We start from the raw sequence: 24360 nt of genomic DNA on the forward strand, positions 1-24360 counted from the left end.
CGTCCCCGATCTCGATGGCGACCACCGCCTAACCCGGATTCCCAAGGGGGCGGGATCAATTTCTTGCGTTGGGTCGGGAACAAACTCTGGTATCACTATTGCTGGCGAGACGCCGCAGGAGAATGAGAGTCAGAGCACTTATGGATGAAAAAACGGAAGGCGGAGGAGACAACCGCCAATCCAAGGCACCGCTGATTATAGGGATTGGTGCCTCCGGCGGCGCGCTGGATAGTATCGAGCGCTTTTTCTCCAGGTTAAGTCTGCATCCGGACCAGGCCATCGTGCTTGCGTTGCAACATCGGGACGGTGACGACACGGCCCTGCGCGACGTGGTGCAACGATCGCTGGGAGCCACGCTGTCCGAAATCAATGACGGCCAGCTCGCCGAGGGAGGCACGATCTACCTTTGTCCGCCGGACATGATCACAACGGTCCACGGCGACCGGCTGCTGGTCCGGCGCACCGAGCAGACGCGCGGCGAGCGGGCGACCATCGACAGCTTCCTGATCTCGCTGGCTGAGGAGCGGGCCGAGCTGTCCATCGGCATCGTGCTTGCGGGCACCGGCGCTGACGGCACGCTGGGGGTCGCCACCCTGAAGCATCACGGCGGCCTGGCAATCGCCGAACGCATCGGCGATGGCGCCGATGGCCAATCCGGACCGCATGAGGAAGACAGCTCGGCCGCGGCGATCGCCGATTTTGTGCTGCCGCCCGAGGAGATCGCCGAGCACGTCGCCGTCTACGCCCGCCATCTGCGCCGCCTCGAGGAGAAGCTGGGCTTCGACGAGGTGCTGGCCGGGGCGGCAACTTCGCTGGCGCGCATTGCCGACATCCTTCGCAGCAAGACCGGCAACGACTTCCACGGCTACAAGCAGAAGACCTTCCTGCGCCGCGTCCAACGCCGCATGCAGGTGGTGCAGATCGGCGACATCTCTGACTATGTCGATTTCCTGAGAAACGACAAGGACGAGGCGCAGCACCTGTTCAACGACCTCCTGATCGGCGTGACGGAATTCTTTCGCGACAAGAAAGAGTTCGATGTCCTCGAAAAACAGATCATCCCGAAGATCTTTGAGGGGAGGAGCGCGGGCCAGCAGGTCCGCGTCTGGGTGCTCGGGTGCTCTACGGGCGAGGAGGCCTATTCCATCGGTATTCTGCTGCGCGAACATATGGCGCATCTCGACTCGACACCTCAGGTGCAGATATTCGCGACCGACATCGATGGACGTGCGCTGGCCACTGCGCGGGTCGGGCGCTATCGCACCAGTATCGAGGGCGACATATCGCCGGAAAGGTTGGCGCGCTGGTTCGTGCGTGAAGGCGAAACCTATTGCGTCGTCAAAGAGCTGCGCGAGATGTGCATCTTCTCCCAGCACAATCTGATCAAGGACGCGCCGTTCTCGAAGATCGATCTGGTCTCCTGCCGCAATCTCCTGATCTATCTCAACACCGAACTGCAGAACCGCGTGATCCCGCTGTTCCACTTCGCGCTGCTGCCGGAACGGTTCCTGTTCCTCGGCAACTCCGAGAACGTCACGCGGCATCTCAATCTGTTTGCACCGGTCGACCGCCGCGCGCGCATTTTCAGGAGGCTGGAGACCGGGACACGGCTGCCGCCGGAATTCCCCATCACGACGGCGGCCGGGCGGACTGCGGTCGACGTGCCGCCGTTGCGCTCCCCTGGCCCGGATATCGGGCTCGAGCGCCGCGCCCAGCGCATCACCGAACGCCACGCGCCGGCCTATGTGATCACCGACGAAAATTTCCACATCCTGCATTTCTCAGGCCGCACCGGCCGCTATATCGAGCCGACGGCAGGCACGGCGTCGCTCGACTTGCTGCAACTGGTCCATCGCGATCTCAGGCTCGAGCTGCGCGCCGCGCTCGGCCGTGCAGCCGAAACCAATGAAGCGGAGCATGCCGAACAGGTCGAACTCGGCGCCAACGGACATCGCATACCGGTCGATATCACGGTCGAGCCGATGCAGGACGGCCCCAACGGCCGCCGCAATTTCGTCGTCCTGTTCAAAGACGGGCCGATCCGACCCGTCGACCGCACCGATGGCAAGCCCAACGTTCGGGTCAGGAGCGAACATGTCGAGCGGCTGGAAAGCGAACTACGCGCCACTCGTGAGCGGCTGCAAGCCACGATCGAGGAGCTCGAAAGCACCAACGAGGAGCTGAAGTCCTCCAACGAAGAGTATCAGTCCCTCAATGAGGAATTGCAATCCGCCAACGAAGAACTGGAGACTTCGCGGGAGGAGTTGCAATCCGTCAACGAAGAGCTGACCACCGTCAACGGCGAGCTGGCGCTCCGCGTGCAGGATCTCACCCGGGCTTCCAGCGACCTGAGAAATTTCCTCGAGAGCACGCAGATTGCAACCGTGTTCCTCGACAATGATCTGAAGGTGATGAACTTCACGCCGGCGATCACCCAGTTGCTGCATCTGGTCGAGACCGACGTCGCCGGCCGATCGCCCACATCAAGGCGCGCATCCCGATCGAGGATCTCTATGATGACGCACGGCGTGTGCTACGGACGCTGGCGAGTGCCGAGCGCGAGCTGATCGCGCCCGACGGCGGCACCCGCTACGCCGTGCGCATTCTGCCCTACCGAAGCATCGACAATTTCATCGCCGGTGTCGTGATCACGTTCGTCGACGTCACGGCGATCGCGCGGTTGGAGGATCGTTAGCCGACCCGATCTCAAAGCGAGTTGTCGTTCAGGCGGTGGCGCATCTGCAAACATGCGCTTTCGACCAGGCTCGCGATCGCCTCGAAATGGTCTAGCAGCCGTTCGGCCTGGATTCGTTCGCTGGTACCGGGGACGAATGCATCGGTTAGGCGTCGTTGCCGGTCCGCATTCTCGCGGCAGGTTGTCGCTCTGCTTTCGGCAAACTCGAGGTGCTCTTGTTCGCGACCCAACTTGTTCTCTTCGTCGAGCAGCAGCTTGGTGATCGTCGATCGGGTGCCGGCCGGAACGTCCGGTCCCTTCAACAGGTCCAGATAGTGATCGATGTTCGCACGTGCGATGAACCCATCCATGTAGGTGCCTCCAGCAAGTCGCAGTCCCGACCGGCGAGGCCCGGCCGGAACGGAATGAACAACCCCACGACCATCCGTCGAATGCGAAGAGGAATGGCCACCCAGGACGCGCTCGACCTCCGCTAGGAGATGGCGCAGATCATCGGTCGAAAACGCCCGGAGAGCCTGCTGGACTCGTTTCCGAAGGCTTCCGATATCCCCGTTGTCTTCTCCCATTAGGCCCGCCGGCGGAAATGAGCGCGGAGCGCAGGGTTCCAATCCTAACACAGCGTGGTAGGGCGCTGGACCCTACTATCGCAGCAAATTCCCGTAATAATACGGGGGCGGATCGAGGGGCCGGGCCCCGCGGCCCGCGCCAAGCCAAAGCTCCGCACGCTCACTGGCCCTCATCCGGTCCGAGACGAGAGACCGCGCGCTTGACGATGGGTGGAAGGGGATAGTTCAAGATCGCCCGGGACAGCCGTAAACGCTCTTCGGTTCGAGCAAGCATCGTGCGCGTAAATTGGTTGCCGCGTTGCAGGTGGACTTGGCGCTCGGTGAGCCACTCCCGGGCGGCTTCTATCGGCGTCTGGTTGATGCGCGCAGCAAAAGCCGATTGGGGATTTTCCGATAGCACCGGTCCGGCCGCGTCCTGAAGAGCGGGTCGATGGCGTCCGTTCGTCCGTCCGATCGCGCGCAGGCGTTCGCGCCGGGTCGTCGCGCACAGCTTGCCGGCGGTGACCGCAAATCCATGATCGGCGATCCAGCAATCGATCGCGGGCCTTGAGACACTGATGTCGTGCTGGGGCGGTTCGGCCGGCGGCGGATGCCTGGAGATGACAGCAAGCCGGGCCTTGATCGCGGTTTCGGTTCGCCCGAGCGCGTCGGCCAGCAATCGTGGATGGATTCCGAAGGCCCGCAGCTTCAAGAGCTCTCGGTCCTCATCGCCGGACCATCGGGTGAATTTCCTGCTCTTTGAAATCGGCTTTCCCCGCACAGAGATCGGCCGTCAACAAAGTGACACCGCCCATATTTAAACCTGAGCCGACCCGTCGCGGTCAAGTCCGAGTTGTTCTTCCATGACGTGTTCGGAAGACCACGGCTGCGAAGGATACCGTCTATTCGGGCGGTGCGGCGATTTCGGCGCGTTTGATCAACTTTCGAAACAATATCCGCCCGTCGACAAAACTCGCCACGCAGTCGTGGCTCTTCGCAAAATTGCGAAGTCGTCTCACAGCCACATCGTTCTCACCGAATAGCCGTTCGTAGTCATGCCGCATTATCGCGTGGACGGCCCCTTCCAGAAGGCCACCCAGGCGTTCTTCAAGCTCGGGAAGTGTGAAATTCCGGCGCATCCGACAACCCTTTCGGCATCCGGATACGGATATCCGGTGGTCGGGAATGCGTGTTGATGTGGGTCAATCGGCCCGGCGCCCGCGAAGCAAAGCTCCTGATCGGGTCGCGTCGCCCGCCTCACACCTCGAGCCATTCCTCGCGAATGGCGGCGTTGTTCTTCAGCTGCTCCGGGGTGCCTTCGAACACCACGCGGCCATGGCCCATGATGTAGACCCGGTTCGAGATCTTCATCGCGATCGACAGCTTCTGCTCAACCAGCAGGATGGCGACGCCGGCCTTCGCGATCCGCGCGATCAGCTCGCCGACCTGCTGCACGATCAGCGGCGCCAGGCCTTCGGTCGGCTCGTCGATCATCATCAGCTCGGGATCGCCGAGCAGGGTGCGGCAGGTGGTCAGCATCTGCTTCTCGCCGCCCGACAGCACGCCGGCCGGCGTGTCGGCGCGGCGGGCGAGGTTCGGGAACATGTCGAGCATCTCCTGCAGCCGCCACTTGCCGGGGCGGCGCGGATCCTTGATGCCGAGGATCAGGTTCTGGCGAACCGTCAGGCTCGGGAAGATGTCGCGATGCTCGGGCACATAGCCGAGCCCGAGGCGGGCGATCTTGTGGCTCGGCAGGCCCGCGATGTCCTGGCCCTTGAAGCGGATGGTGCCCTGCGGCGGCACTTCGCCCATGATCGCCTTGACGGTGGTCGAGCGGCCGACGCCGTTGCGGCCGAGCAGGCTGACCACCTCGCCGGCGGCGATGTCGAGATCGACGCCCTGCAGGATGTGGCTCTTGCCGTAATAGGCGTGAAGATTCCTGACCTCGAGCATCAGTCGACCTCCTCGCCGAGATAGGCTTCCTTGACCTTCGGATTGCCGCGGATCTCCTCGGGCGTGCCGGAGGCGATGATGTGGCCGTAGACCAAAACCGAAATGCGGTCGGCGAGGCCGAACACCACGCTCATATCGTGCTCGACGATGACGAGCGTGCGGCCTTCGGTGAGGCGGCGGATCAGCGCGACCGCGCGCTCGGTCTCCGCATGGCTCATGCCCGCGGTCGGCTCGTCCAGCATGATGACGCTGGCGCCGCCGGCGATCGTGATGCCGATCTCGAGCTCGCGCTGCTCGGCATAGGTGAGCAGGCCCGCCGGCACGTCGCGGCGATGGCTGAGATGGATGTCGTCGAGGATCTGCGCGGTGCGCTGCTTCACCTCGGGCAGACTGTCGACGTTCTTCCAGAACGCGTAGCGATGTCCGGTCGCCCACAGCACGGCGCAGCGCACGTTCTCCCATACCGTCATGCGGGCGAACACGTTGGTGACCTGGAACGAGCGCGACAGCCCGCGCCGGTTGATCTCGAATGGCCGCAGGCCCGAGGTCACTTCGCCGTTGAGGCGGATCTCGCCCGAGGTCGGCTTGATGTGGCCAGAGATCAGGTTGAACGTCGTCGACTTGCCGGCGCCGTTCGGCCCGATGATGGCGTGACGCTCGCCCTTGGCGACGCTCAGATTGAGGTCGCGGATGATCTGGACATTGCCGAAGCTCTTCTCGACGGCGTTGACTTGAATGGCAGCGGTCATGCCAGATACCCCCGATCACGGGCCACCGTCGCGGCGCGATCCCAGGCTTCCGCGACGCGCCGCCAGGTGATGCGCGCAACCAGGAAGCCGCCGACCACCAGAACCGCGGCAGCCGCCCAGGTCGTTGGCGCCGTGGCAACAAACGGGATGCCGAGCAGATTGATCACGTCGCCGCCCGAGAAGCGCGCGACCGTCTCGATGGTCAGGATGATGCCGAGCGCAAACGCCAGCGTCGGGATCGCCGCGACCAGGTAGGACGGGATCACCGTGCCGAGCGTTCCGGCGCGGATCAGCGGACGGTGCTTCATCAGAATGCCCGCGATGCCGCCCGGCGCGAACATCACGATGCCGATGAAGATGACGCCGAAATAGAGCTGCCAGACCGAGGTGACGCTGGTCAGCCCGAGTTGCAGATAGGTCACCAGGATGGCGCCGAGGATCGGGCCGAAGAAATAGGCGGTGCCGCCGATGAAGGCGGAGAACAGCACGAGGCCCGATTGCGTCGCGCCGAGATAGGCGGAGTTGGCGATCTCGAAATTGATCGCGGTCAGGCCGCCGGCGATGCCGGCGAAGAAGCCGGCGAACATGTAGGCGAGATAGCGCACCACATGCGGATCGTAACCGATGAACTCAACGCGCTCCGGATTGTCGCGCACCGCGTTGCAGATGCGGCCCAAGGGCGTGCGGGTCAGCGCGTACATCGCGATCGCCGAAATCAGCACCCAGAACGCGATCAGGTAGTAGACCTGGATCTGCGGCCCGAAGGTCCAGCCGAACATCGGCATCAACGAAGTGCGGTCGGTGGTGATGCCGGATTCGCCGCCGAACACGCTGCGCAGGATCAGCGACGACGAGGCCACCAGCTCGCCGATGCCGAGCGAGATCATCGCAAACACGGTGCCGGCGCGCTTGGTCATGACCCAGCCGACCAGGAGCGCGAATGCCATGCCGCCGATGCCGCCGATCAGCGGGATCACCGGCAGCGGGATCGGCCAGTTGTGGTTCGCCACCGCGTTCATGACGTGCACGGCGAGGAAGCCGCCGAGGCCGTATTGCACGGCGTGACCGAACGACAGCAGGCCGGTCTGGCCGAGCAGGATATTGTAGGACAGCGCGAAGATGATCGCGATGCCGATCAGGCAGAACGAGGTCAGCGAGCCGCCGGAGGAGAAGATCAGCGGCAGCACGACGAGCGCTACGGCTGCGAGCACCCAGACGCCATAGAAGCCGAGGGCGCCGCCGGACTCCTGCTTGGCCGCGGCGAGGGTGGGCGTGGGAGCGTTCGTCATGATTCGCGCGTCCCGAGCAGGCCCATCGGGCGGAAAATCAGCACCAGCACCAGCAGCAAGTAAGGCAGGATCGGCGCGATCTGCGCGATCGTGACGTTCCAGATGTCGGTGAGCGGCGAGGGGCCGAGGCTCGGATCGAGCGGGCCGAACACGCTGGCGAGCGAGCCGTTCAGCGCCACCGCAAAGGTCTGGATCAGCCCGATCAGCAGCGAGGCGATGAAGGCGCCGGGCAGCGAGCCGAGGCCGCCGAACACGATGACGACGAACAGAATCGGCCCGAGCAGCGCCGCCATGTCGGACTGCGTCACCAGCGAGGGACCGGCGATGACGCCGGCAAGACCGGCGAGCCCGCTGCCGACACCGAACACCAGCATGAAGACGCGGCCGACATTGTGGCCGAGATGGCCGACCATGCTCGGATGGGTCAGCGCGGCCTGCACGATGAGGCCGACCCGGGTCCGCTTCAGCGTCACCAGCAGCGCGATGAAGATCACGACCGAGACCACCAGCATGAAGATCTTGTAGGCGGGGTAGTTGGTCGAGAACACGGTGAAGGCCGGAAAGTCGAGCGCCGCCGGGACCCGATAGTCCACCGGGCTCTTGCCCCAGATCATCGAGACGATCTCTTCGATCGCGAAAGCCAAACCGAAGGTCAAAAGCAGCTCGGCGACATGGCCGTGCTTGTGGGTGTTGCGCAGGCCGTAGCGCTCGACGCCCATGCCGACCACGCCGACCAATAGCGGCGCGATCACCAGCGCCGGCCAGAAGCCGATCCAGCGCGTGAGCTGAAAGCCGAAGAACGCGCCCAGCATGTAGAAGCTCGCATGCGCGAAGTTGAGCACGCCCATCATACTGAAGATGACGGTGAGTCCGCTGGACAGCAGAAACAACAGCATGCCGAACAGGACGCCGTTAAGCGTCGAGATGACGATGAGCTCAGCCACGGCGCACTCGCATGAGACTGGAACGGTTCACGTGATCAAAGACCTGTCGGTGAAATGAACTCCGGCGCCACCATGCGGCCGGATGACGAACGCCTCCGCAACCCGGCGGTCGCGGAGGCGCATTCCAAGGCGGTCGATCAGGGCCGCTTCATGTTGCAGGTGGTCGGAAGCATCGTCTGGGCGGTATCGATCTTGGAGACGATGTGCCAGCCCCAACCGGTGTTTTCCTCGTCGAACGGCTCCTTGGTCTTGTCGGCCAGCGAGCCGAACGAGGAGATGTAGATCGGCTGGAAGAACTGGTGGTCGTCCTTGCGCATGAAGCCCTCGCCGCCGTCGAACACGTCGAACTTCATGCCTTCGAGCGCGGCCGCGACCTTCACCGGGTCGATCGAGTTGGCCTTTTCCGCTGCTGCCTTGAACATCCGCATCTCATTGACCGCGCGCGGATACCACACGGAAATGCCGGTCTTGGCGCGGAAGTCCTTCTCGAAATCCATCGCCGCCTTGTTGCCGGAGTTCGGCACGCCTTCGCTGATCTGGAACACCTGGCCCTCGAGGCCAGTCTGCTTGATCGCGGTCGGTCCGCCGGCGCCGCCGGCATAATAGGTGTACCAGTTGACCTTGAGGCCGGCATCGGCAGCTGCCTTCAGCAGCAGCGCGAAGTCCTGACCCCAGTTGCCGGTCACGACGGTGTCGGCACCCGACGCCTTGATCTTGGCGATATAGGGCGAGAAGTCGGTGACCTTCAGCATCGGGTGCAGCTCGTCGCCGACGACCTGGATATCCGGCCGCTTTTCGCCCAGCATCTTGCGCGCGGCAGTGCGCACCGACTGGCCGAACGAGTAATCCATGTTGATCAGGTAGACCTTCTTGATGGTCGGCTGGCCCTTCATGTAGTTGGTCAGCGCTTCCATCTTGATGTCCGAGTTCGCATCCCAGCGGAAATGCCAGTAGCTGCACTTCTCGTTGGTCATGCTCGGATCGACCGCGGCGTAGTTGAAGTAGAGCACTTCCTTGCCGGGGTTGCGCGAATTGTGCTTGGTGACGAAATCTTCCAGCGCAGCGCCGACCGACGAGCCGTTGCCCTGGGTGATGTAGTGGACGCCGGCGTCGACCGCCTTCTGCGCCTGCACTAGGCTTTCCTGCGGGTTGGTCTTGTTGTCGAGCGGAACGATCTCGACCTTGTGGCCGAGGATGCCGCCCTTGGCGTTCAACTCGTCGGCGAGGTACTGGAACGTCTTCAGACCGCCTTCGCCAACGCTGGCGCCGCCGCCGGAGAGCGGATCGATATAGCCGATCTTGATGGATTCCTGCGCGGACGCCGCGCCTCCCAACACCGTCAGTGCTGCCGTGGCAGCAACGATCAGCCTACGCATCCTGCTTTCTCCCTTTGCTCATGTTTCTTGATCTTCAGCGATCGAAGCCGTCTCATAACCTCAATTGCCGAGCCTTCGCAACTTTCGCTTTGAATACTGCGTCAAGTTTTAGCAGGCGGTATTATGATGTTATAGGCTATAAACCCTTCGAGAGGCCGCGGGATCCGGCAAGGATTTGAACCGCAAGTAAACTTTTGAATGAGGCGTTCCCGGTTCGCGATCGGGAGCCGACGTCGTTCGGGGCCCCTAAGGCGAGCCCGCGTCCGCAAGCATTATAGCGGCAGGATACGAATTGGCGATTCAAGCCGGATGCCGGCGCTGCTTGAGGCCCGACAGGAATAGTCGCGCGAAATGATCTGCGACCTGCGCCGGAGGCCAGTCACGCCTGGTCTTGAACCAGATCGGATACCAATGGACCATTCCGGTTAGAATACGCTCGGCGAAATATGTATCGATGCGGCGGATGCGACCCTCGTCGATCCAGCTCTGGTAGCTGCTCTGGCTTTGCCGGATCGAGGCCAGGACCTGTCCGACATAGGCTTTCCGGTCAGCGTCGTTGAGATAGTTGATGTTGTGGTAGGTCGCCTTCGGGCCGCAGGGCGTGTCGTGCAGCATCAGCAGCAGGCGGATCCTCTGCACGGTGTGCTCGAACGCTCCAAGGCTGTGCTCTTGCAGGTGCTCGCGAATGGCGATCTCGCCGGCGAGCCCGCGCCGCAGGCAGGCCAGCAGCAGGTTTTCCTTTTCACTGAAGTGATAGTAGATCCCGGCGCGGGTGATGCCCGCATCCGCGGCGATGCTCTCGAGCGACGTGCCCGACGCGCCCCTGCGGTTGAAGCTGTCGGAGGCGATCGACAGCATCCTGTCGAACTTGGCGGCCCGCTTGTTCAAGCTCGCGCGAGCCTCCAGGAACGGCGCAAGGCTGAGCGGTTCGGGCATCTCGGGAACCGCGATCTCGCGCCGGTACACGCCGTGCGTGATGATGTCGTCGATGGCATCGATCGCCTGCTGGCGCGTGTAGTAGTCGCGTTCGGACAGCCAGAACGGCACCCAGTCCAGCATGGAGATCAGCGCCACCGCCGTGAGCAGCGGCTCGTCGCAGGCGATTGAGCCGTCCGCCACGCCCCGCTGCAGGATATCCGCCAGCCGCGCGGCGTTCTGCCAGCGCTTGGCATGGACTTCGCTGCCGTAGGGCGCGGCGAGCGCGTCGATATCGGTGAACAGGATCATGCGCTGGCCTTCGGGCCGCAGCCTGCCGCGCACGAAGCGCCTGACGATCTCGAGCCCGTCGATGCCGGGCTCCGCCGCTGCCTCCATCTCGCGCCTGTAGATGGCGAGGCCGCGCAGATAGCAATGAAAGATCAGGTCTTCCTTGTCGCGAAAGTGATGATAGAGCGCGCCCGGCACGGCCTGTACTGTCGCCGCAACCTGTTCCATCGTGACATTGGCATAGGAGTGGCGGGCAAACAGCCGGGATGCAGCGACCAGAATCGCTTCAGCTCGATCTGTCAGCGCAGCAACTTGCAAGCTCCGATGCCCCTTCCGATTGCGGGATGCCGATCCGGACGGGAGATAATCCTCTCGGCACGGAACTTTCAATCGCCGATTTGGTCCGACGAAAGTCCCGTTGCGTGAGCGCGATGGCGGCATCGTCTGCCGCGTCGCAGTCTACTCCTGCGCAAATGCCTTGTCGAAGAAGGCGGGCAATTCGTTGCGCAACTGCGCGAGCAGCGCCTCGCGATCGAAGCCGGGCGGATCGGCCGCGGCGTCGCCATCCAGGGTTTCGATCGGCGTGCCGGGGCGATCCATGAATGCGAAGTGCCATGCGTTGGGGATCATGTGAAACTCGGCGTGCGGCACATTCTGTGCGATCCACTCGGCATGGAAGCGCGGCACCAGCCAGCGGTCGCGTTCGGCTGCGTAGACCGCGGTCGGTAGCTTGATGGCGGCGAGCGATGCGGCGGTGAAGAACACGCCGGCCGGTGCCATCGCGATTACTGCGCGCACCCGCGGATCGGTTGCGTCCGGCAGCAATGTCGTGGCCGGCGGTGACTTGGAGCTGCCCCCCATGCTGCAGAACAGTGGATCGTCCTTGCGATCGGTCTCGCAATGCGCGCCGATGCGGGACAGGTCGACCTGGCCGCCGGCCAGTGCGATCACGGTGTAGCCGCCGGCGGAGTGTCCGACTGCCCCGATCCGCGGACCTTGCGCATCGGTCGCGATCTTGTCCTTCCACTCGGGGTCGGCCAGCAGCGCATCGATCACCCGTGATACCTGGCGCGGCCGTTCGGTGAAGAACGTCCCCGGCGGCTGCTGCCAGATCGAATGATCCTGCCAATTGTCGCCGGGATGCCGCAGGGCCGCGACCAGGTAGCCGTGCCGGGCCAGTGCCTCCGCCAGGCTGGAGTGCCCGATTTCGGAGCCGCCCGTTCCGTGGCTGACGATGATCAGGCCCTTGAATTTTGGATCCGGCGGCGCCCCGATCGCCGCCCGGACTGTGAACGAGCCCATCGGGATGGCGCGGGCCGGTGTTTGGGTGGGGTAATAAAGTGCGACAGGAATTGCCGCCGGATTGGAGGGGGAGACCGGGATCGTAATCTGGCGCCAGCCCGCCTCGGTGGCCTCGGCCGCGGAGGGCGGCACCAGCACCGGGAGGGCCAGCAGGCCAAGACAGGACAGGCCAAGACAGGACCAGAGCCGCCGCAGGCGAGCCGCCGGAACCAACGAAAATTTCATGAGTGCGTCCTCGAATGATCGACCGTTGGGCTGCTATAGGAGGAGGCGGTCTCGGGTCCACGTCCACTTCGTGAACGGCATTTCTTATACGCCAATGACCATCACCGAATTTTTCCGCCAGGATTCAATGGCCCTGCCGCGGCGCCACGCCGCGCTGCTGCTGCCGGTGGTGACCGGCATCGCGCTCGCGATCGTGGGCGCGTTCGGCACCTATGTCGGTATGAGCTTGCTGACGCGGCTGCTGCACTTCGTTACGGGGGCGCTGCTGATCACCGCGCTGGTCATCGCTGTCACGGCGTTGGTGCGACGCTATCTGTTCTCCGGTGCCGAGCCGCTCTGGGCCGCCATCGGCGTCGCGGTGGCGGTTGCGCCGATCGGCGGTTGGATCGTCCACCAGTTGTTATGGCTGCTGGCGCCCCGAGTGCTTCCCTTTGTGACCTATCGCGACCTCGCCCTGCAGGTGTTGTCCATCAACCTGTTCCTCGGCCCGCTGATCTGGGCCATCCGGCGGATGCCTGCCGAAGCCACTGATCTTGCCATCGACCCGGCACAGCCGGCGTCTCCGCCGGACACATGCTGCTCGTTTCGGTCGAAATTGCCGTTTGCGGTCCGCAACGCGGCCGTCCTGTCCCTGAGTGCGGAGGACCATTATGTCCGCGTGCGCACTGATCGCGGCGAGGCCCTGATCCTGATCAATCTGGCCGATGCCGTCGCAGCCCTGGGGCCGGAGACCGGGGTGCGGATCCATCGGTCGCACTGGGTCGCCCACGCCGCGATCCGGGGGCTGGCGCGTCAGTCCGGCCGGCTTGGCGTCCGGCTCGACCACGATCTCGTCCTGCCGGTGAGCCGCGCCGGGCAGAAATTGCTGCGTAATCAGGCGGATAGAGTACCTAGCGACGCCTGATCCGGGAAAGCCGCGTCATCGTGGCCAAGGCGCTTGGCCGGATCGCCGGAACATCGTAAGACAAGTATCTGGTATACCACGGGCCGCCGGCAAGAAGTCCGGGAGTGGTCTTTGAAAGAGGAAACATGGCACGCAACATTCTGATCCTTGGCGCTTCCTACGGCTCCCTGCTGGGGACCAAGCTTCTGATGGCGGGGCACAACGTGTCCCTGGTGTGCCGCAAGAACACCGCCGACCTGATCAACCGCGAAGGCACCGAGGTGCGGATCAAGCTGCGCGACGAGAAGGAGCACCGCTCGATCTTCTCGCGCGACCTGCCGGGCAAGCTCGACGCCGTGACGCCGGCCGACGTCGATGTCTCGCGTTACGACATGGTCGGCCTTGCGATGCAGGAGCCGCAATACACCAACCACACGGTGCGCGTGCTGATGATCAAGATCGCGGCCGCGAAGCTGCCGTGCCTGTCGATCATGAACATGCCGCCGCTGCCCTATCTGAAACGGATCCCCGCGCTCGCCGGCATGGACCTCGAGGAGGCCTACACCAACGCGCAGGTCTGGGAGCGCTTCGAGCCGGGCCTCGTCACGCTGTGCTCGCCGGATCCGCAGGCGTTCCGTCCGCCGGAGGAGAAGGCCAACGTGCTGCATGTCGGCCTGCCGACCAACTTCAAGGCCTCCGTGTTCGCCGACGACAAGCACAACAAGGTGCTGCGCGAGCTCGAGGCCGACATCGACGCGGTGACGCTCGATGGCCAGGACGTGCCGGTGAAGCTGAAAGTGTTCGACTCGCTGTTCGTGCCGCTCGCCAAATGGTCGATGCTGCTGACCGGCAATTATCGCTGCATCACGCCGACTGAGCCGCAATCGATCCGCGACGCCGTGCACGGCGACCTCAGCCGCTCGCAGGCGATCTATGACCATGTCGACGGCATCGCGCGCAAGCTCGGCGCCGACCCGGCGGACCAGGTGCCGTTCGCGAAATACGCCAAGGCGGCGGAAAGCCTGCTCAAGCCGTCATCGGCGGCCCGCGCGGTCGCCGCCGGCGCGCCGTTTATCGAGCGCGTCGACCTCCTGGTGAAGCTGATCTCGCATCAGCTCGGCACGCCCAGCGCCGAGATCGACCGCACGGTCGAGACCGTCGATCAGAAACTGAACGAGAAGATCGTGCAGGGCGGCTCCGGCGCGGAGTGACGCACGTCGATGGCGGGGGCGGCAAGCGCCCTCGCCATGCATCGGCGATCGGCAAAGCATCTAATCCCGGCTCGCGAACGCATGGCTGGGCCCATCCAATTGGGCTAGGCTCGCGTAGTTGCGGTTGGGAGCCACGACATGCCGAACAAATCGCTTCCTCTCCTTGCAATCTACGGCGACCTCGACCGCGCGCGCGACATCCTGCGTGCGTGGCAGCCGCTCGACCATCTCTCGCCCGCCGACGCCGAGCTTGTCGTGAAAGCGATTGCCGAAGGCATCGCGCGCGGACGCCGGCACGGGCTCGAAATGGGGCAGTGCCACCTCGCGGCGTGAGTTGCGGTCACCGAGCACTTCCTTGGCGCTCGCATGCAGCGACCTGCACTCGTGGTGAGCACACTCGTCATCCTTGTGAGGTGAGCACATCAGTCAGGCTCCCTCTCCCGCAAGGGGGAGGGAGCCCGTCCGCCGGTGGCTGCCTCGCGCGGAAGGTGGAAGGTTTGCGCCGTCAGCCTGATGCGTCACGGCCAAGATCGTCACTGACCGCGTCTGGTGGCTAGGGGTCTGGAAATCGATCGTTTGGCCGACCGACAACCCGATCAATGCGGCGCCGACCGGCGTCAGCACCGAGATGCGGCGGAGCGCGATGTCGGCTTCGTGCGGATACACCAGCACGACTTCCCTGACGTCGCCGGTCTCGTCGTCGCGATATCGCACGCGCGAGCCCATGCGGACCACGTCGTGCAGGTCGGCATCGTCGGCGACGAGCCGGGCGCGGTCGGTCTCGCGCGCGAGGAACTGGGCCACGCGCGGGAACACTGCCATGCTGGAATCGGCCAGCGCGCTGAGGCGGTGCGCCTCGCTCGCGGCGATGACGATCGGCGGCAATGCCGCGGCGGTAAAGCTGTTTGGAATGCTCTGGGGCATGTCGGTTTGACCTTGCGGTTGATCGAAGGCGCAACAGCGCCGGCGCGCGAATGCGGCGCGCGGCACGACGGACTGAAATGATGTTGAAGACGTCTAGGGAATCCGGACGGCGCGCGATCGCCGGCCGGCTAATTGCCTGCGTGCAGACGTCCGGCGCGCAATCCAAGGCGCGCAATGCGGGTGTCGATGCTCAGCGTGTCGATCATGGCAGCATCAACATAGCCGCTCGTGCCGTCGCATCCATTGCGGCGAAAGCGCGCACGCGCGCGCTGCCGCTGAACGGGCGTCAGGGCTGGCCGATGCCGGTGAGGCCGAGCACGGCGCCTGCGGCGAGCGCAAGCAGCGGATGGATGCGCGTCGTCGTGGTGGCGATCGCGACGCCGGCCGCGATCAGGATCGTGCCCCAGCTCGAGGTCGAGGCGTGAGTGATGACGACGGCACTGGCGGTGACGAGGCCGGCGGTGACCGGCACCAGCCCGGCCTGCACCGTGCGCCGCCAGGGCCGGTCCTTGAAGCGCTCCCAGAGCCGCAGCGCGAAGCCGGTGACCAGCGACGATGGTCCGAACTTGGCGAGCGAGGTCACCAGCACGCCGGAGAAGCCAGCAACATGCCAGCCGACCAGCGGCACCACCATCATGTTCGGCCCTGGCGCGGCCTGCGCCAGCGCGAACAGCGCGCTGAATTCCTGCGCGGTCATCCAGTGATGGATGTCGACCACCTGGCGCTGCATCTCGGGCAGGATGGTGTTGCCGCCGCCGAAGGCCAGCAGCGAGAGCTCGGCGAATATCAGCGCGAGCGTGACGAGGGTTGCGGTCATGACGCCTGCCTCGCGCGCAGGACAATGCTGAGCGGTGCGAGCGTCAATAACGTCGGCAGCAGCGGCAGCCGGAATATCGCGATCGCCAGCACGCCGAGCGCGACGATGAACAGGCCGGTGACATCGCGCCGCAACGGCCAGGCGATCTTGATCGCGGTGGAGATCAGTAGCCCGGCCGCAGCGGCGGCGAGGCCGCCGAACAGATGACGCACCACCGGATCGTCGGCGAAGCGGCCATAGATCACACCGAGGCAGATCACGACCGCGGTCGGCACCGCGATCAGGCCGAGGATCGAAGCCAGCGCGCCGGGAATGCCGCGAAACTTCAGCCCGACCGCGACCGACATGTTGATGATGTTGCCGCCGGGCAGGAACTGGCACAGCCCGAGCAGGTCGGTGAACTCCGCGCCGGTGAGCCAGCCGCGCTTTTCCACCATCATGTGGCGCGCCAAGGGCAGCACGCCGCCGAAGCCGGTCAGTCCGAGGATGAAGAAGCCCGTGAACAACTCGCCGATGTCGGGCGCCTCGTGCTTGGTGGTGAGGGTGGCGGGGGCTGCATCCATCGGCGCGTCGGCTCCGTTTCTTGTCGTGTTCGACCCGAACCTAGTTTGCGATGCTCCAAATATCAAATATATGGATCATTGAATTATCATATCCATTGCATATGGATCGCTCCGATGATCGAGCTGCGCCATCTCCGCTATGCCGTCGCGGTCGCCGAGGAAGGCCATATCACCCGCGCTGCCGCCCGCCTCGGCATCCAGCAACCGCCGCTGAGCCAGCAGATCCGCGCGCTGGAGGCCGCGATCGGCGCGCCGCTGTTTCGCCGGCAGCGCGCGGGGTTGAACTGACGGCCGCCGGCCGCGCCTTCGTGGAGAAGGCGCGCGTGATCCTCCGCGACACCGAACTCGCCGTGGAAGCCGCGCGCCGCGCCAGCCGCGGCCAGGAAGGCCAGCTTGCGATCGGCTTCACCTCGTCGGCCGCCTTCCATCCCTTCGTCACCGGTGTGATGCGCGAAATGCGCGAGCGCGCGCCGGCGATCAAATTGTCGCTGGAAGAGGCCTCGACCGGCGAATTGATCGAAGCCGTCGAGGCGGACCGGCTCGATGCGGCGTTCGTGCGTTCGCCGAGCGAGCGGCTGGAGAATCTCACGATCACGCATCTACTCGACGAGGAGATGCTGGTCGCGTTGCCCGATCATCATCCGCGTGCCCGCAAGGACACGCGGCGGCGGATTTCGCTGGCTTCGCTCGCCGACGAGCCGCTGATCCTCTACCGCCGCCCGACCGGGCCGGGCCTCTATGACAGCATCATCGCCGCCTGCCGCGCGGCGGGCTTCAGCCCGAAGGTCGCGCAGGAGGCGACGCGGATGGTGTCGACGCTCAGCCTCGTCGCCGCCGGGCTCGGCATTTCGATCGTGCCGGAATCGATGGCGCGGCTGGAGACCGCAGGCGTCTCCTATCTCCGCCTCGACCGCGCCACAGGCCTGGTCGCACCGTTGGCGTTGGCGCGCAAGAAGGGCCCCGCCGGCGGCACGCTCGGCCGCCTGCTCGCCATCGTGACGCGGCGGGTCAAGGACCGCGCGGGAGCGTAAAGTCTGGTGCGGTTTGTCGGCGCTGGCGGCGAGGGCTCACGGCCTCACGAAGTAGCATGCCAACGGCGCCAGCATCGCAAGAGGCACGGGGGCGATCAATGCCGCCGCGATGCCGCCGGTGCGATGGAGCGCGAGGACATGGTCTCGCGGCGCGGCCGCATCCGCCGGATCTCGCGTCATCAGCACGACGAAAATCGCGGTGATGGCGCCCCAGATCGCGCCGGCGCCGAAGCGGCCGGCCAGCACCTGAAGGCGACGGGACCACGGCTGGCCATTGAGGGCCCACTGCTCCAGGGACGGCGGGTCGTTGGTCATGTGATAGATTTGCGCGACGGTCGCGGAGACGGCGGTGGCGACAACCGATGCGCCGAGAAACGTCAACGTCGTCCTGCGCCGTCCGGATGCGACGCCGAGCAAGCAGGCCGGAATCAGTGAAGTCAGCACGCTGATCACGATCGTCGAGACCAGGAACGATCCCCATGGCAGGTCGAGAATGCGCGACACGGTCAGAGTGTGGTGTATGCGCTCGATCACCGCAGCTCTCTGCAGCCGGAACTCGGCCTCGAAGCCGATCGCAAGCGGCCCTCGAATAGAGGCGTGCAAGGCCGTTCCGAGCCACAACGCGTATGACAGCAGCGTGCCCAGAAACCAGACCGTGATACTCAGCCTCGGCAGCACGCGCTTGAGCACGATTCCCTGCACCAGCGGTGGGGCCAACGTGGCAAACACGGCGGCGGCCAGAAGGCCATTCAGGATCAGCGTCCGGTGCTCGGCGCTCCGCAAGACCTCCTTGCCCATGGTCGTTGCCGACAACACGGTGAAGACGGGGATCGACGCGGAGACGAACACCCAGGCGAACCAGGTTGGCCAGGTTACGGGCTGCACGCGCGAAGGGGCGGATTCTGTTGTCGGGTTCATGTCGCCATTCGGAATCGAAGAGATTGAGCGAGCAGAACGTCGGCGACAGGGCGACCTGTCGCAACGGTCAATCCCCGCAAGCTTAGGCACTCGGCCGATGGCGCTGTGCCGATTTGTGCGCATTTGTGCGCACCCGTGCGGATGGCGCGGAATGTGGGGAGTTTGGCGAACGCTGGCGTCGGCGTGCGTCTAGATAGCCTGCATCGAACCGGGTTGCTCGCATGTCGAGCGCAACAGCTCAGCGCCCGAAACCATCAGGGTTCAATCAACACAGAGGCCGTTCCCATGACACGTTTTCCTGTCCATACGTTCGATACCGCCCCCGAAGCCTCGAAGCCGACCTTGTGCGAGGTCGAGGCGCGGTTCGGCATGATCCCCAACCTTGCGGCCGCGATGGCGACGTCGCCGGTGCTGATCCAGAGCTTTCTCCACATCTTCGACAAGGTTCACGGCGGCAGCTTCTCCGAGCCGCAGATCCAGACCGTGCTGCTCACCGACGCGGTGACCAATGGCTGCAGCTGGGCGGTCGCGCTGCATTCCGCGCTCGGTCTGCAGGCCGGCCTTGATCAGGCCGACGTCGAGGCGATGCGGGCCGGGCGTTCGCCCGCCAACAAGCAGCTCGGCGCGCTCTCGACCTTGGCGCGGACGCTGATCGAGAAGCGCGGGCGGCTCGATGAGCAGGACAAGGAGAAATTCCTGGCGGCCGGGTTCAGCAAGCAATTGCTGCTCGAGGTGATCACCATCGTGGCAGCGTCGACCATCACCAACTACACCGGCAGCGTGACCAATCCGCCGCTGGAGGCAGGCCTGCAGGCGCATGCCTGGAATGGCTAAGGTCTATTCCTGCGCGCCGGCCGCAAGGCCGGCGCCCTCTAGCCCGCAAACCTCGCGCGGTAGTCCTGCGGAGTGGTCGTCAGCAATCGCAGGAAGCTGCGGCGCATGGTCTCCTCGGAGCCGAAGCCGCAGCGCTGGGCGATGCGCTTGATCGGTAGCCGCGTCTCTGACAGCAGATGCCTTGCGCCCTCGACCCGCAGCCGCTCGATCGCGCGGGCCGGCGTCAGCCCGGTCGCCTCGGCGTAGTGCCGGCTGAAGCTGCGCTCGCTCATGCCGGCCTGTTTCGCCAGCGTGGGCAGCGATAGGTCGTCGGCCAGATGGTTGCCGATCCAGTCATGCAGCGCGCTGAACCTGTCGTCGGCGGTTTGCAGGGACAGGACCTCGCTGAATTGTGCCTGCCCGCCCGGACGCTTGAGAAAGACCACGAGATAGCGGGCGACGGCAAGCGCTGTCGCGCGGCCGAGATCGTCCTCCACCAGTGCCAATGCGAGATCGATGCCCGACGTGACGCCCGCCGATGTCCAGAACGTGCCGTCGCGCACGAAGATCGGATCGGACTCGACGCGGACCTCGGGAAAGCGCGCGGCGAGCTCTTCCCAGAATCCCCAATGCGTCACGGCGCGACGGCCGTCGAGCGCGCCTGACGCGGCGAGCAGGAACGCGCCGGTGCACACCGATGCGGTGCGGCGGGCGTCTCCGCTGCGCTTGCGCACCCAATCCACCAGGATGCGATCGGATGCAGCGGCGTTGACGCCGTCGCCGCCTGGAATCACCAGCGTGTCGACCGCGGTACCGATGGCGGGCAGCGGATGCACCGCCAAGCCAACGCCGGCAGATGCCTCGACCGTCGGGCCGTCCTTGGCAACGACGCGGACGTCATAGGGCTCGGCGTTGCCTGCCTTGGCCGTCAGCGCGTTGGCGGACGCGAACACCTGCAACGGTCCGGTGACGTCAAGCAGCTGCACTGCCGGATAGGCCAGCACTTCGATCACGCGCCGGTTGTTTGGCGGAGAATGTGGGGGCTTTGGCGTCATCGCCGAAACCTGCCGCGCTAGTTTTGCTTTGTCCATAGTGCAAGGAGAGCCCAATGATTGCTCATGAAGTCCACTTGCGGATCGGATCGCTGCTGTTCGAAGGCGTCGATCAAATCGACTTGACCGGTCCTTTCGAAGTGCTGTCGCGGATTCCGAATTCGACCTACCGCATCTACGCCAGGACCATGGAGCCGGTGCGCGACCTCAAGGGGTTGCGGCTGACGCCGGATGCCACGCTGGCCGAGGCGCCACCGCTCGATGTGCTGCATGTGCCGGGCGGCTTCGGCCAGGAAGCCCTGATGGAGGACGCGGAGGTGCTCGGCTGGATCCGCCAGCAGGCGGCGGGGGCCTGCCGCATCTTCTCGGTCTGCACCGGCGCGTTGCTGTGCGGCGCGGCCGGCCTGTTGAAGGGACGCACCGCGACCACCCATTGGGCGTCGCTGCATCTGCTGCCGTATTTCGGCGCCACGCCTGTGAACGAGCGCGTGGTGGTCGACGGCAGCTTTGTGTTTGCCGCCGGGGTCACGGCCGGCATCGACGGTGCGTTGCGATTGGCGGCCGAATTGCGCGGCGACGACGCTGCGCGGGCGATCCAGCTCTACATGGCCTACGCGCCGGAGCCGCCATTCAACAGCGGCACGCCGGAGACCGCGCCGCCCGAGATCCTGCAACGGACGCGAGAGGCGACGCGCGCGATCACGGCGCAGCGCGAAGCAACCGCGCGCCGCATGGCCGCTAGGCTAGGCGTCGTCGTGCAGGAGCCCGAGCGTGCAGGCTAGTTGCCCGGCTCGAAGCTGCAGTCGGCGCCGCCGCCGGCCTTGTCCTTGATCACCTTGGGATCGAGCGTGCAGGACAGTTTCGACAGCGCCTCGTAGATCGTGCCGGCGGCGCCGTCGCCGGGTACGCCGGCGAGCGCAATGGTGGCGTAGATCGCGTTGGCTGTGCTGCCTTTCACGGTGTGGGTCCGGCCGCCGAAGGTCAGCGCGCAGGAGCGCGAGGTGATGTCGACATTGCTGGCGCGGCAGACAACCTTGTCCGCGGTGACGGTGATCTTCCTGGTGACGTGGACATTGCTGTCGCCGTTGAAGAACGCGGCGACCGCCTTCTTCTTCCTGGCCGGCAGCGGCGAATAGGGCGCCACCACGCCGGCGAGTGCTAGCGCGACCGAGCCGGACGTGGTCGCGGGCGCAGCCCACGCGGCGTGCGAAGCCAGCGACAGCGAGCATGCAAGGATCGTCAGTCGGCCCAGTCTCATTCCCATCTCCTGTCGCTGCGCTTTCCGCGGCGCGGAATCGCTAGCATATCCCGCCGCCCGGATGGGTGACGCCGTTCACATGCGCCTCCGCAACTTCGCGTGAGGGGCGGTGCGCGCATGGGGCAGGGCGGACCCGCGTGGACCGGCTTGCACGATCGCGCCATCGGCGTCACAGTCCGATCTGCGGCAGCGATGCCGCCAACAACGAAGACCAAGACAGTTTCGAGGAACGCCATGGCGGCCACGCGCATCGACTGCGACATCCATCCCGCGGTGGGAGGAACGCGCACCACGCTGCTGTCCTATCTGAGCGATCACTGGAAGGAACAGGTGGTCAGCCGCGCCATCGACGGGCTCGACCTCAATTCCTATCCCCCGTCGATGCCGCTGTCCGGACGTGCCGACTGGCGGCCGGCCGACGGCAGCAAGCCCGGCAGCGACCTTGCCATGGTGCAGCGCGGCGCGTTCGACCAGCTCGGCGCCAGCCACGCCATCTGCAACGTCGTCTATGGCGCGCAGGCGGTGTTCGATTCCTACATGGCCGCCGACTTCTGCCGCGCGATCAACGACTGGATCGCCGCCGAGTGGCTCGCCAAGGACAAGCGGCTGCGCGCCTCGATCGTGGTGCCGATCCAGGCGCCGGATCTCGCCGTCGAGGAGATCGAGCGCCGCGCAGGCGATAACCGCTTCGTCTCGGTGCTGGTGCCCTCGCAGAACGAGACGCTGCTCGGCCGGAGGCATTACTGGCCGATCTATCAGGCCGCCGAGAAATACAAGCTGCCGATCGCGATCCACGCCGGCAGTGCCTATCGCGGTGCGCCGAGCTCGATCGGCTGGCCGTCCTACCGCTACGAATATTATCTCGCCGAGGCGCAGGCGTTCCAGGCGCAGACCTTGAGCCTGATCTATGAGGGCGTGTTCGGGAAGTATCCAGGACTGACCGTGGTGCTGATGGAGTCGGGCGTCAGCTGGCTGCCGGCGTTCATGTGGCGCGCCAACAAGACCTGGCGCGGTGTGCGCGTCGAGGTGCCCTGGGTGGAGCGCGAGCCGGCGGCGATCATCCGCGAGCATTTCCGCGTCACCATGCAGCCGTTCGACGCGCCGATGGATGCAACAAGCGTTGCCGACATCATCGACCAGATCGGCTCCGACAAGATGTTCCTGTTCGCGTCCGACTATCCGCACTGGCAGTTCGACGGCGACGATCCGGTCCCGCCGCATCTGCCCGCAGGCCTTGTCAAACAGATGTGCGAAGACAACCCGCTGGAAACCTTTCCGCGTCTCAAGCTGAATTCGTAGCGCATGATCCGGAAAAGTGGGAACCGGTTTTCCGAAGAGATCATGCGCCAAATAACAAGGAGGATCGCATGAGTGATGTCATCGACCGCCCGATGCTCGACCAGGAGAAGACCGCCGCGACGCGGCTGAAGATCATCGATTGCGACATCCATCCCAGCATCCACGCGCATAGCGACCTCAACGAATTCCTGCCGAAGCGCTGGCAGCAGCATCTGAAGGAATACGGCAGCCATCTGCGCACGCCCTATATCGGCACCACGCCGTATCCGCGCTCCTCGCCCTTGATCGCGCGGCGCGATGCCTGGCCGCCGACCGGCGGCGTGCCGGGCTCCGACCTCGATTTCATGCGCAAGCAGCATCTCGATCCCTTCGATGTCGAGTTCGGCATCCTGCAGGTGCTCGACCTGTTCATCTTCTCGCAGCAGAATCTGGAGTTCGGCGCCGCGATCCAGCGCGCGATCAACGACTGGCAGCTCGCGTTCTGGGCGCATCGCGATCCCAGGCTGAAGGCCTCGATCCTGGTCGGGCAGGACGGCTCAGACCTCGGCCTTGCCGAGATCGAGCGCTGCGCCAAATCAGGCGAATACATCCAGATCAACGTCTCACCGCGCGCTAACGAGCCGCTCGGCCGTCGCCGCTACTGGCCGATCTATGAGCGCGCGCAAGAGCTCGATCTGCCGCTCGGGATCCATGTCGGTGGCTATGGCGGGCACGCGCCGACCGGCGGCGGCTGGCCGTCCTATTATTGCGAGGAGCATCAGTCGAACGCGCACACCGTGGCCTCGAACCTCACGAGCCTCGTGCTGGAAGGCGTGCCCGAGCGCTTCCCGAAATTGAAGATCGTGTTCATCGAGGGCGGCTTCGGCTGGATCCCGGCGACGATGTGGCGGATGGACCAGCACTTCGAGCGCTTCCGCAGCGAGGTACCGCATCTGAAGCGCAGGCCGAGCGAGTATGTGAAGCAGAATTTCTGGTTCACCACCCAGCCGATCGACGAGCCCGATGAGGCGAAGCACCTGCGTCAGCTGATCGAATGGGTCGGCATCGACCGTCTGCTGTTCTCGTCGGACTATCCGCATTGGGACTATGACGACGCGCGCTACGCCTTCAAGACGCCGCTGACCGACGCCGAGCGGCGCAAGATCTTCAACAGCAACGCCCGCGCGGTTTACAAGTTCTAGGAAGATGACGTTGCTTGCGATCCAGCCGTGGACTCCACTTCACCTCGCCCCGCGTGCGGGGAGAGGTCGGATTGCATCGTCAGATGTATTCCGGGTGAGGGGGAGCCTCCGCGCGCGCAACTCTTT

General features: G+C 64.9%; 23 protein-coding genes and 2 pseudogenes. 9 read left to right on the forward strand and 16 right to left on the reverse strand.

Annotation, left to right across the window (positions count from 1 at the left end):
* Window positions 1–140 precede the first annotated feature (140 nt).
* Window positions 141–2692 (forward strand): annotated as a pseudogene (locus ALC15_RS31435) (CheR family methyltransferase); the annotation flags it as partial.
* Window positions 2693–2706: 14 nt separating this feature from the next.
* Here the strand turns inward: ALC15_RS31435 and ALC15_RS46655 are convergent.
* From ALC15_RS46655 to ALC15_RS31485, 10 genes are all read right to left on the reverse strand, one after another.
* On the reverse strand, window positions 2707–3045 hold the full coding sequence (locus tag ALC15_RS46655; RefSeq protein ID WP_244486336.1) for a hypothetical protein: 339 nt from the start codon (window positions 3043–3045) through the stop codon (window positions 2707–2709).
* Window positions 3046–3421: 376 nt separating this feature from the next.
* On the reverse strand, window positions 3422–3952 hold the full coding sequence (locus ALC15_RS31445; protein ID WP_050630645.1) for a hypothetical protein: 531 nt from the start codon (window positions 3950–3952) through the stop codon (window positions 3422–3424).
* 190 nt (window positions 3953–4142) lie between these two features.
* A complete protein-coding gene (locus ALC15_RS31450; protein ID WP_050630646.1) occupies window positions 4143–4379 on the reverse strand; it encodes a hypothetical protein in 237 nt (78 codons plus the stop codon).
* A gap of 118 nt (window positions 4380–4497) precedes the next feature.
* Complete coding sequence (locus ALC15_RS31455; RefSeq protein WP_021078467.1) at window positions 4498–5193, reverse strand: ABC transporter ATP-binding protein; 696 nt, start codon at window positions 5191–5193, stop codon at window positions 4498–4500.
* Complete coding sequence (locus tag ALC15_RS31460) at window positions 5193–5942, reverse strand: ABC transporter ATP-binding protein (RefSeq protein ID WP_050423451.1); 750 nt, start codon at window positions 5940–5942, stop codon at window positions 5193–5195. Before ALC15_RS31460 ends, ALC15_RS31455 begins: the two co-directional genes overlap by 1 nt.
* Window positions 5939–7231 (reverse strand): branched-chain amino acid ABC transporter permease, encoded by a 1293-nt coding sequence (locus tag ALC15_RS31465; RefSeq protein WP_050630647.1) that lies wholly within the window; start codon window positions 7229–7231, stop codon window positions 5939–5941. Before ALC15_RS31465 ends, ALC15_RS31460 begins: the two co-directional genes overlap by 4 nt.
* The gene (locus ALC15_RS31470) at window positions 7228–8175 is read right to left on the reverse strand and encodes a branched-chain amino acid ABC transporter permease (RefSeq protein ID WP_050630648.1); all 948 of its coding nucleotides are present in this window, start codon (window positions 8173–8175) and stop codon (window positions 7228–7230) included. The genes ALC15_RS31465 and ALC15_RS31470 overlap by 4 nt, the downstream gene beginning before the upstream one ends.
* A gap of 137 nt (window positions 8176–8312) precedes the next feature.
* Window positions 8313–9551, reverse strand: coding sequence for a branched-chain amino acid ABC transporter substrate-binding protein (locus ALC15_RS31475; RefSeq protein WP_050630649.1), 1239 nt, complete (start codon window positions 9549–9551; stop codon window positions 8313–8315).
* 300 nt (window positions 9552–9851) lie between these two features.
* Complete coding sequence (locus ALC15_RS31480) at window positions 9852–11075, reverse strand: TetR/AcrR family transcriptional regulator (RefSeq protein ID WP_162240527.1); 1224 nt, start codon at window positions 11073–11075, stop codon at window positions 9852–9854.
* A 141-nt stretch (window positions 11076–11216) separates the two neighbouring features.
* Window positions 11217–12284 (reverse strand): alpha/beta hydrolase family protein, encoded by a 1068-nt coding sequence (locus ALC15_RS31485; protein ID WP_128089636.1) that lies wholly within the window; start codon window positions 12282–12284, stop codon window positions 11217–11219.
* Window positions 12285–12378: 94 nt separating this feature from the next.
* Between ALC15_RS31485 and ALC15_RS31490 the strand changes: the two genes are divergently transcribed.
* The 3 genes from ALC15_RS31490 to ALC15_RS31500 all read left to right on the forward strand — a co-directional run bounded on the left by ALC15_RS31490 (window position 12379) and on the right by ALC15_RS31500 (window position 14711).
* Window positions 12379–13188 carry a LytTR family DNA-binding domain-containing protein gene (locus tag ALC15_RS31490; protein WP_050630651.1) on the forward strand — a complete coding sequence of 270 codons (810 nt, stop codon included), beginning with the start codon at window positions 12379–12381 and terminating at the stop codon, window positions 13186–13188.
* 125 nt (window positions 13189–13313) lie between these two features.
* The gene (locus ALC15_RS31495) at window positions 13314–14378 is read left to right on the forward strand and encodes a ketopantoate reductase family protein (RefSeq protein WP_050630652.1); all 1065 of its coding nucleotides are present in this window, start codon (window positions 13314–13316) and stop codon (window positions 14376–14378) included.
* A gap of 138 nt (window positions 14379–14516) precedes the next feature.
* A complete protein-coding gene (locus ALC15_RS31500) occupies window positions 14517–14711 on the forward strand; it encodes a hypothetical protein (protein ID WP_050630653.1) in 195 nt (64 codons plus the stop codon).
* Between the two features lie 93 nt (window positions 14712–14804).
* On the opposite strand, the gene rnk is transcribed toward ALC15_RS31500, so the two are convergent.
* The 3 genes from rnk to ALC15_RS31515 form a co-directional block, all read right to left on the reverse strand.
* The gene (gene rnk, locus ALC15_RS31505; RefSeq protein WP_244486337.1) at window positions 14805–15302 is read right to left on the reverse strand and encodes a nucleoside diphosphate kinase regulator; all 498 of its coding nucleotides are present in this window, start codon (window positions 15300–15302) and stop codon (window positions 14805–14807) included.
* A gap of 286 nt (window positions 15303–15588) precedes the next feature.
* The gene (locus ALC15_RS31510) at window positions 15589–16119 is read right to left on the reverse strand and encodes a chromate transporter (protein WP_050630654.1); all 531 of its coding nucleotides are present in this window, start codon (window positions 16117–16119) and stop codon (window positions 15589–15591) included.
* Window positions 16116–16682: a chromate transporter gene (locus ALC15_RS31515; protein ID WP_050630655.1), complete on the reverse strand. Its 567-nt coding sequence runs from the start codon at window positions 16680–16682 to the stop codon at window positions 16116–16118. Before ALC15_RS31515 ends, ALC15_RS31510 begins: the two co-directional genes overlap by 4 nt.
* Window positions 16683–16799: 117 nt before the next feature.
* On the opposite strand from ALC15_RS31515, the pseudogene ALC15_RS31520 reads away from it, so the two are divergent.
* Window positions 16800–17713, forward strand: a pseudogene (locus tag ALC15_RS31520) (LysR family transcriptional regulator).
* Between the two features lie 36 nt (window positions 17714–17749).
* Here ALC15_RS31520 and ALC15_RS31525 read toward each other — a convergent pair.
* The gene (locus tag ALC15_RS31525) at window positions 17750–18754 is read right to left on the reverse strand and encodes a hypothetical protein (RefSeq protein WP_157860956.1); all 1005 of its coding nucleotides are present in this window, start codon (window positions 18752–18754) and stop codon (window positions 17750–17752) included.
* A 162-nt stretch (window positions 18755–18916) separates the two neighbouring features.
* Here ALC15_RS31525 and ALC15_RS31530 point away from each other — a divergent pair, with 162 nt between their 5' ends.
* A complete protein-coding gene (locus ALC15_RS31530) occupies window positions 18917–19465 on the forward strand; it encodes a carboxymuconolactone decarboxylase family protein (protein ID WP_050630657.1) in 549 nt (182 codons plus the stop codon).
* Between the two features lie 38 nt (window positions 19466–19503).
* On the opposite strand, the gene ALC15_RS31535 is transcribed toward ALC15_RS31530, so the two are convergent.
* Entirely contained in the window at window positions 19504–20454 is a 951-nt protein-coding gene (locus tag ALC15_RS31535; RefSeq protein ID WP_430649211.1) for a GlxA family transcriptional regulator, read from the reverse strand.
* A 98-nt stretch (window positions 20455–20552) separates the two neighbouring features.
* Here ALC15_RS31535 and ALC15_RS31540 point away from each other — a divergent pair, with 98 nt between their 5' ends.
* Entirely contained in the window at window positions 20553–21278 is a 726-nt protein-coding gene (locus tag ALC15_RS31540) for a DJ-1/PfpI family protein (RefSeq protein ID WP_050630658.1), read from the forward strand.
* Here ALC15_RS31540 and ALC15_RS31545 read toward each other — a convergent pair.
* The gene (locus tag ALC15_RS31545) at window positions 21275–21754 is read right to left on the reverse strand and encodes a hypothetical protein (RefSeq protein WP_050630659.1); all 480 of its coding nucleotides are present in this window, start codon (window positions 21752–21754) and stop codon (window positions 21275–21277) included. The genes ALC15_RS31540 and ALC15_RS31545 overlap by 4 nt on opposite strands.
* 234 nt (window positions 21755–21988) lie before the next feature.
* On the opposite strand from ALC15_RS31545, the gene ALC15_RS31550 reads away from it, so the two are divergent.
* Window positions 21989–23053 (forward strand): amidohydrolase family protein, encoded by a 1065-nt coding sequence (locus ALC15_RS31550; protein ID WP_050630660.1) that lies wholly within the window; start codon window positions 21989–21991, stop codon window positions 23051–23053.
* Between the two features lie 68 nt (window positions 23054–23121).
* A complete protein-coding gene (locus ALC15_RS31555; protein ID WP_050630661.1) occupies window positions 23122–24234 on the forward strand; it encodes an amidohydrolase family protein in 1113 nt (370 codons plus the stop codon).
* Window positions 24235–24360: the final 126 nt, after the last annotated feature.

It is taken from the genome of Bradyrhizobium viridifuturi (genome assembly GCF_001238275.1).
Lineage (GTDB): Bacteria > Pseudomonadota > Alphaproteobacteria > Rhizobiales > Xanthobacteraceae > Bradyrhizobium > Bradyrhizobium viridifuturi.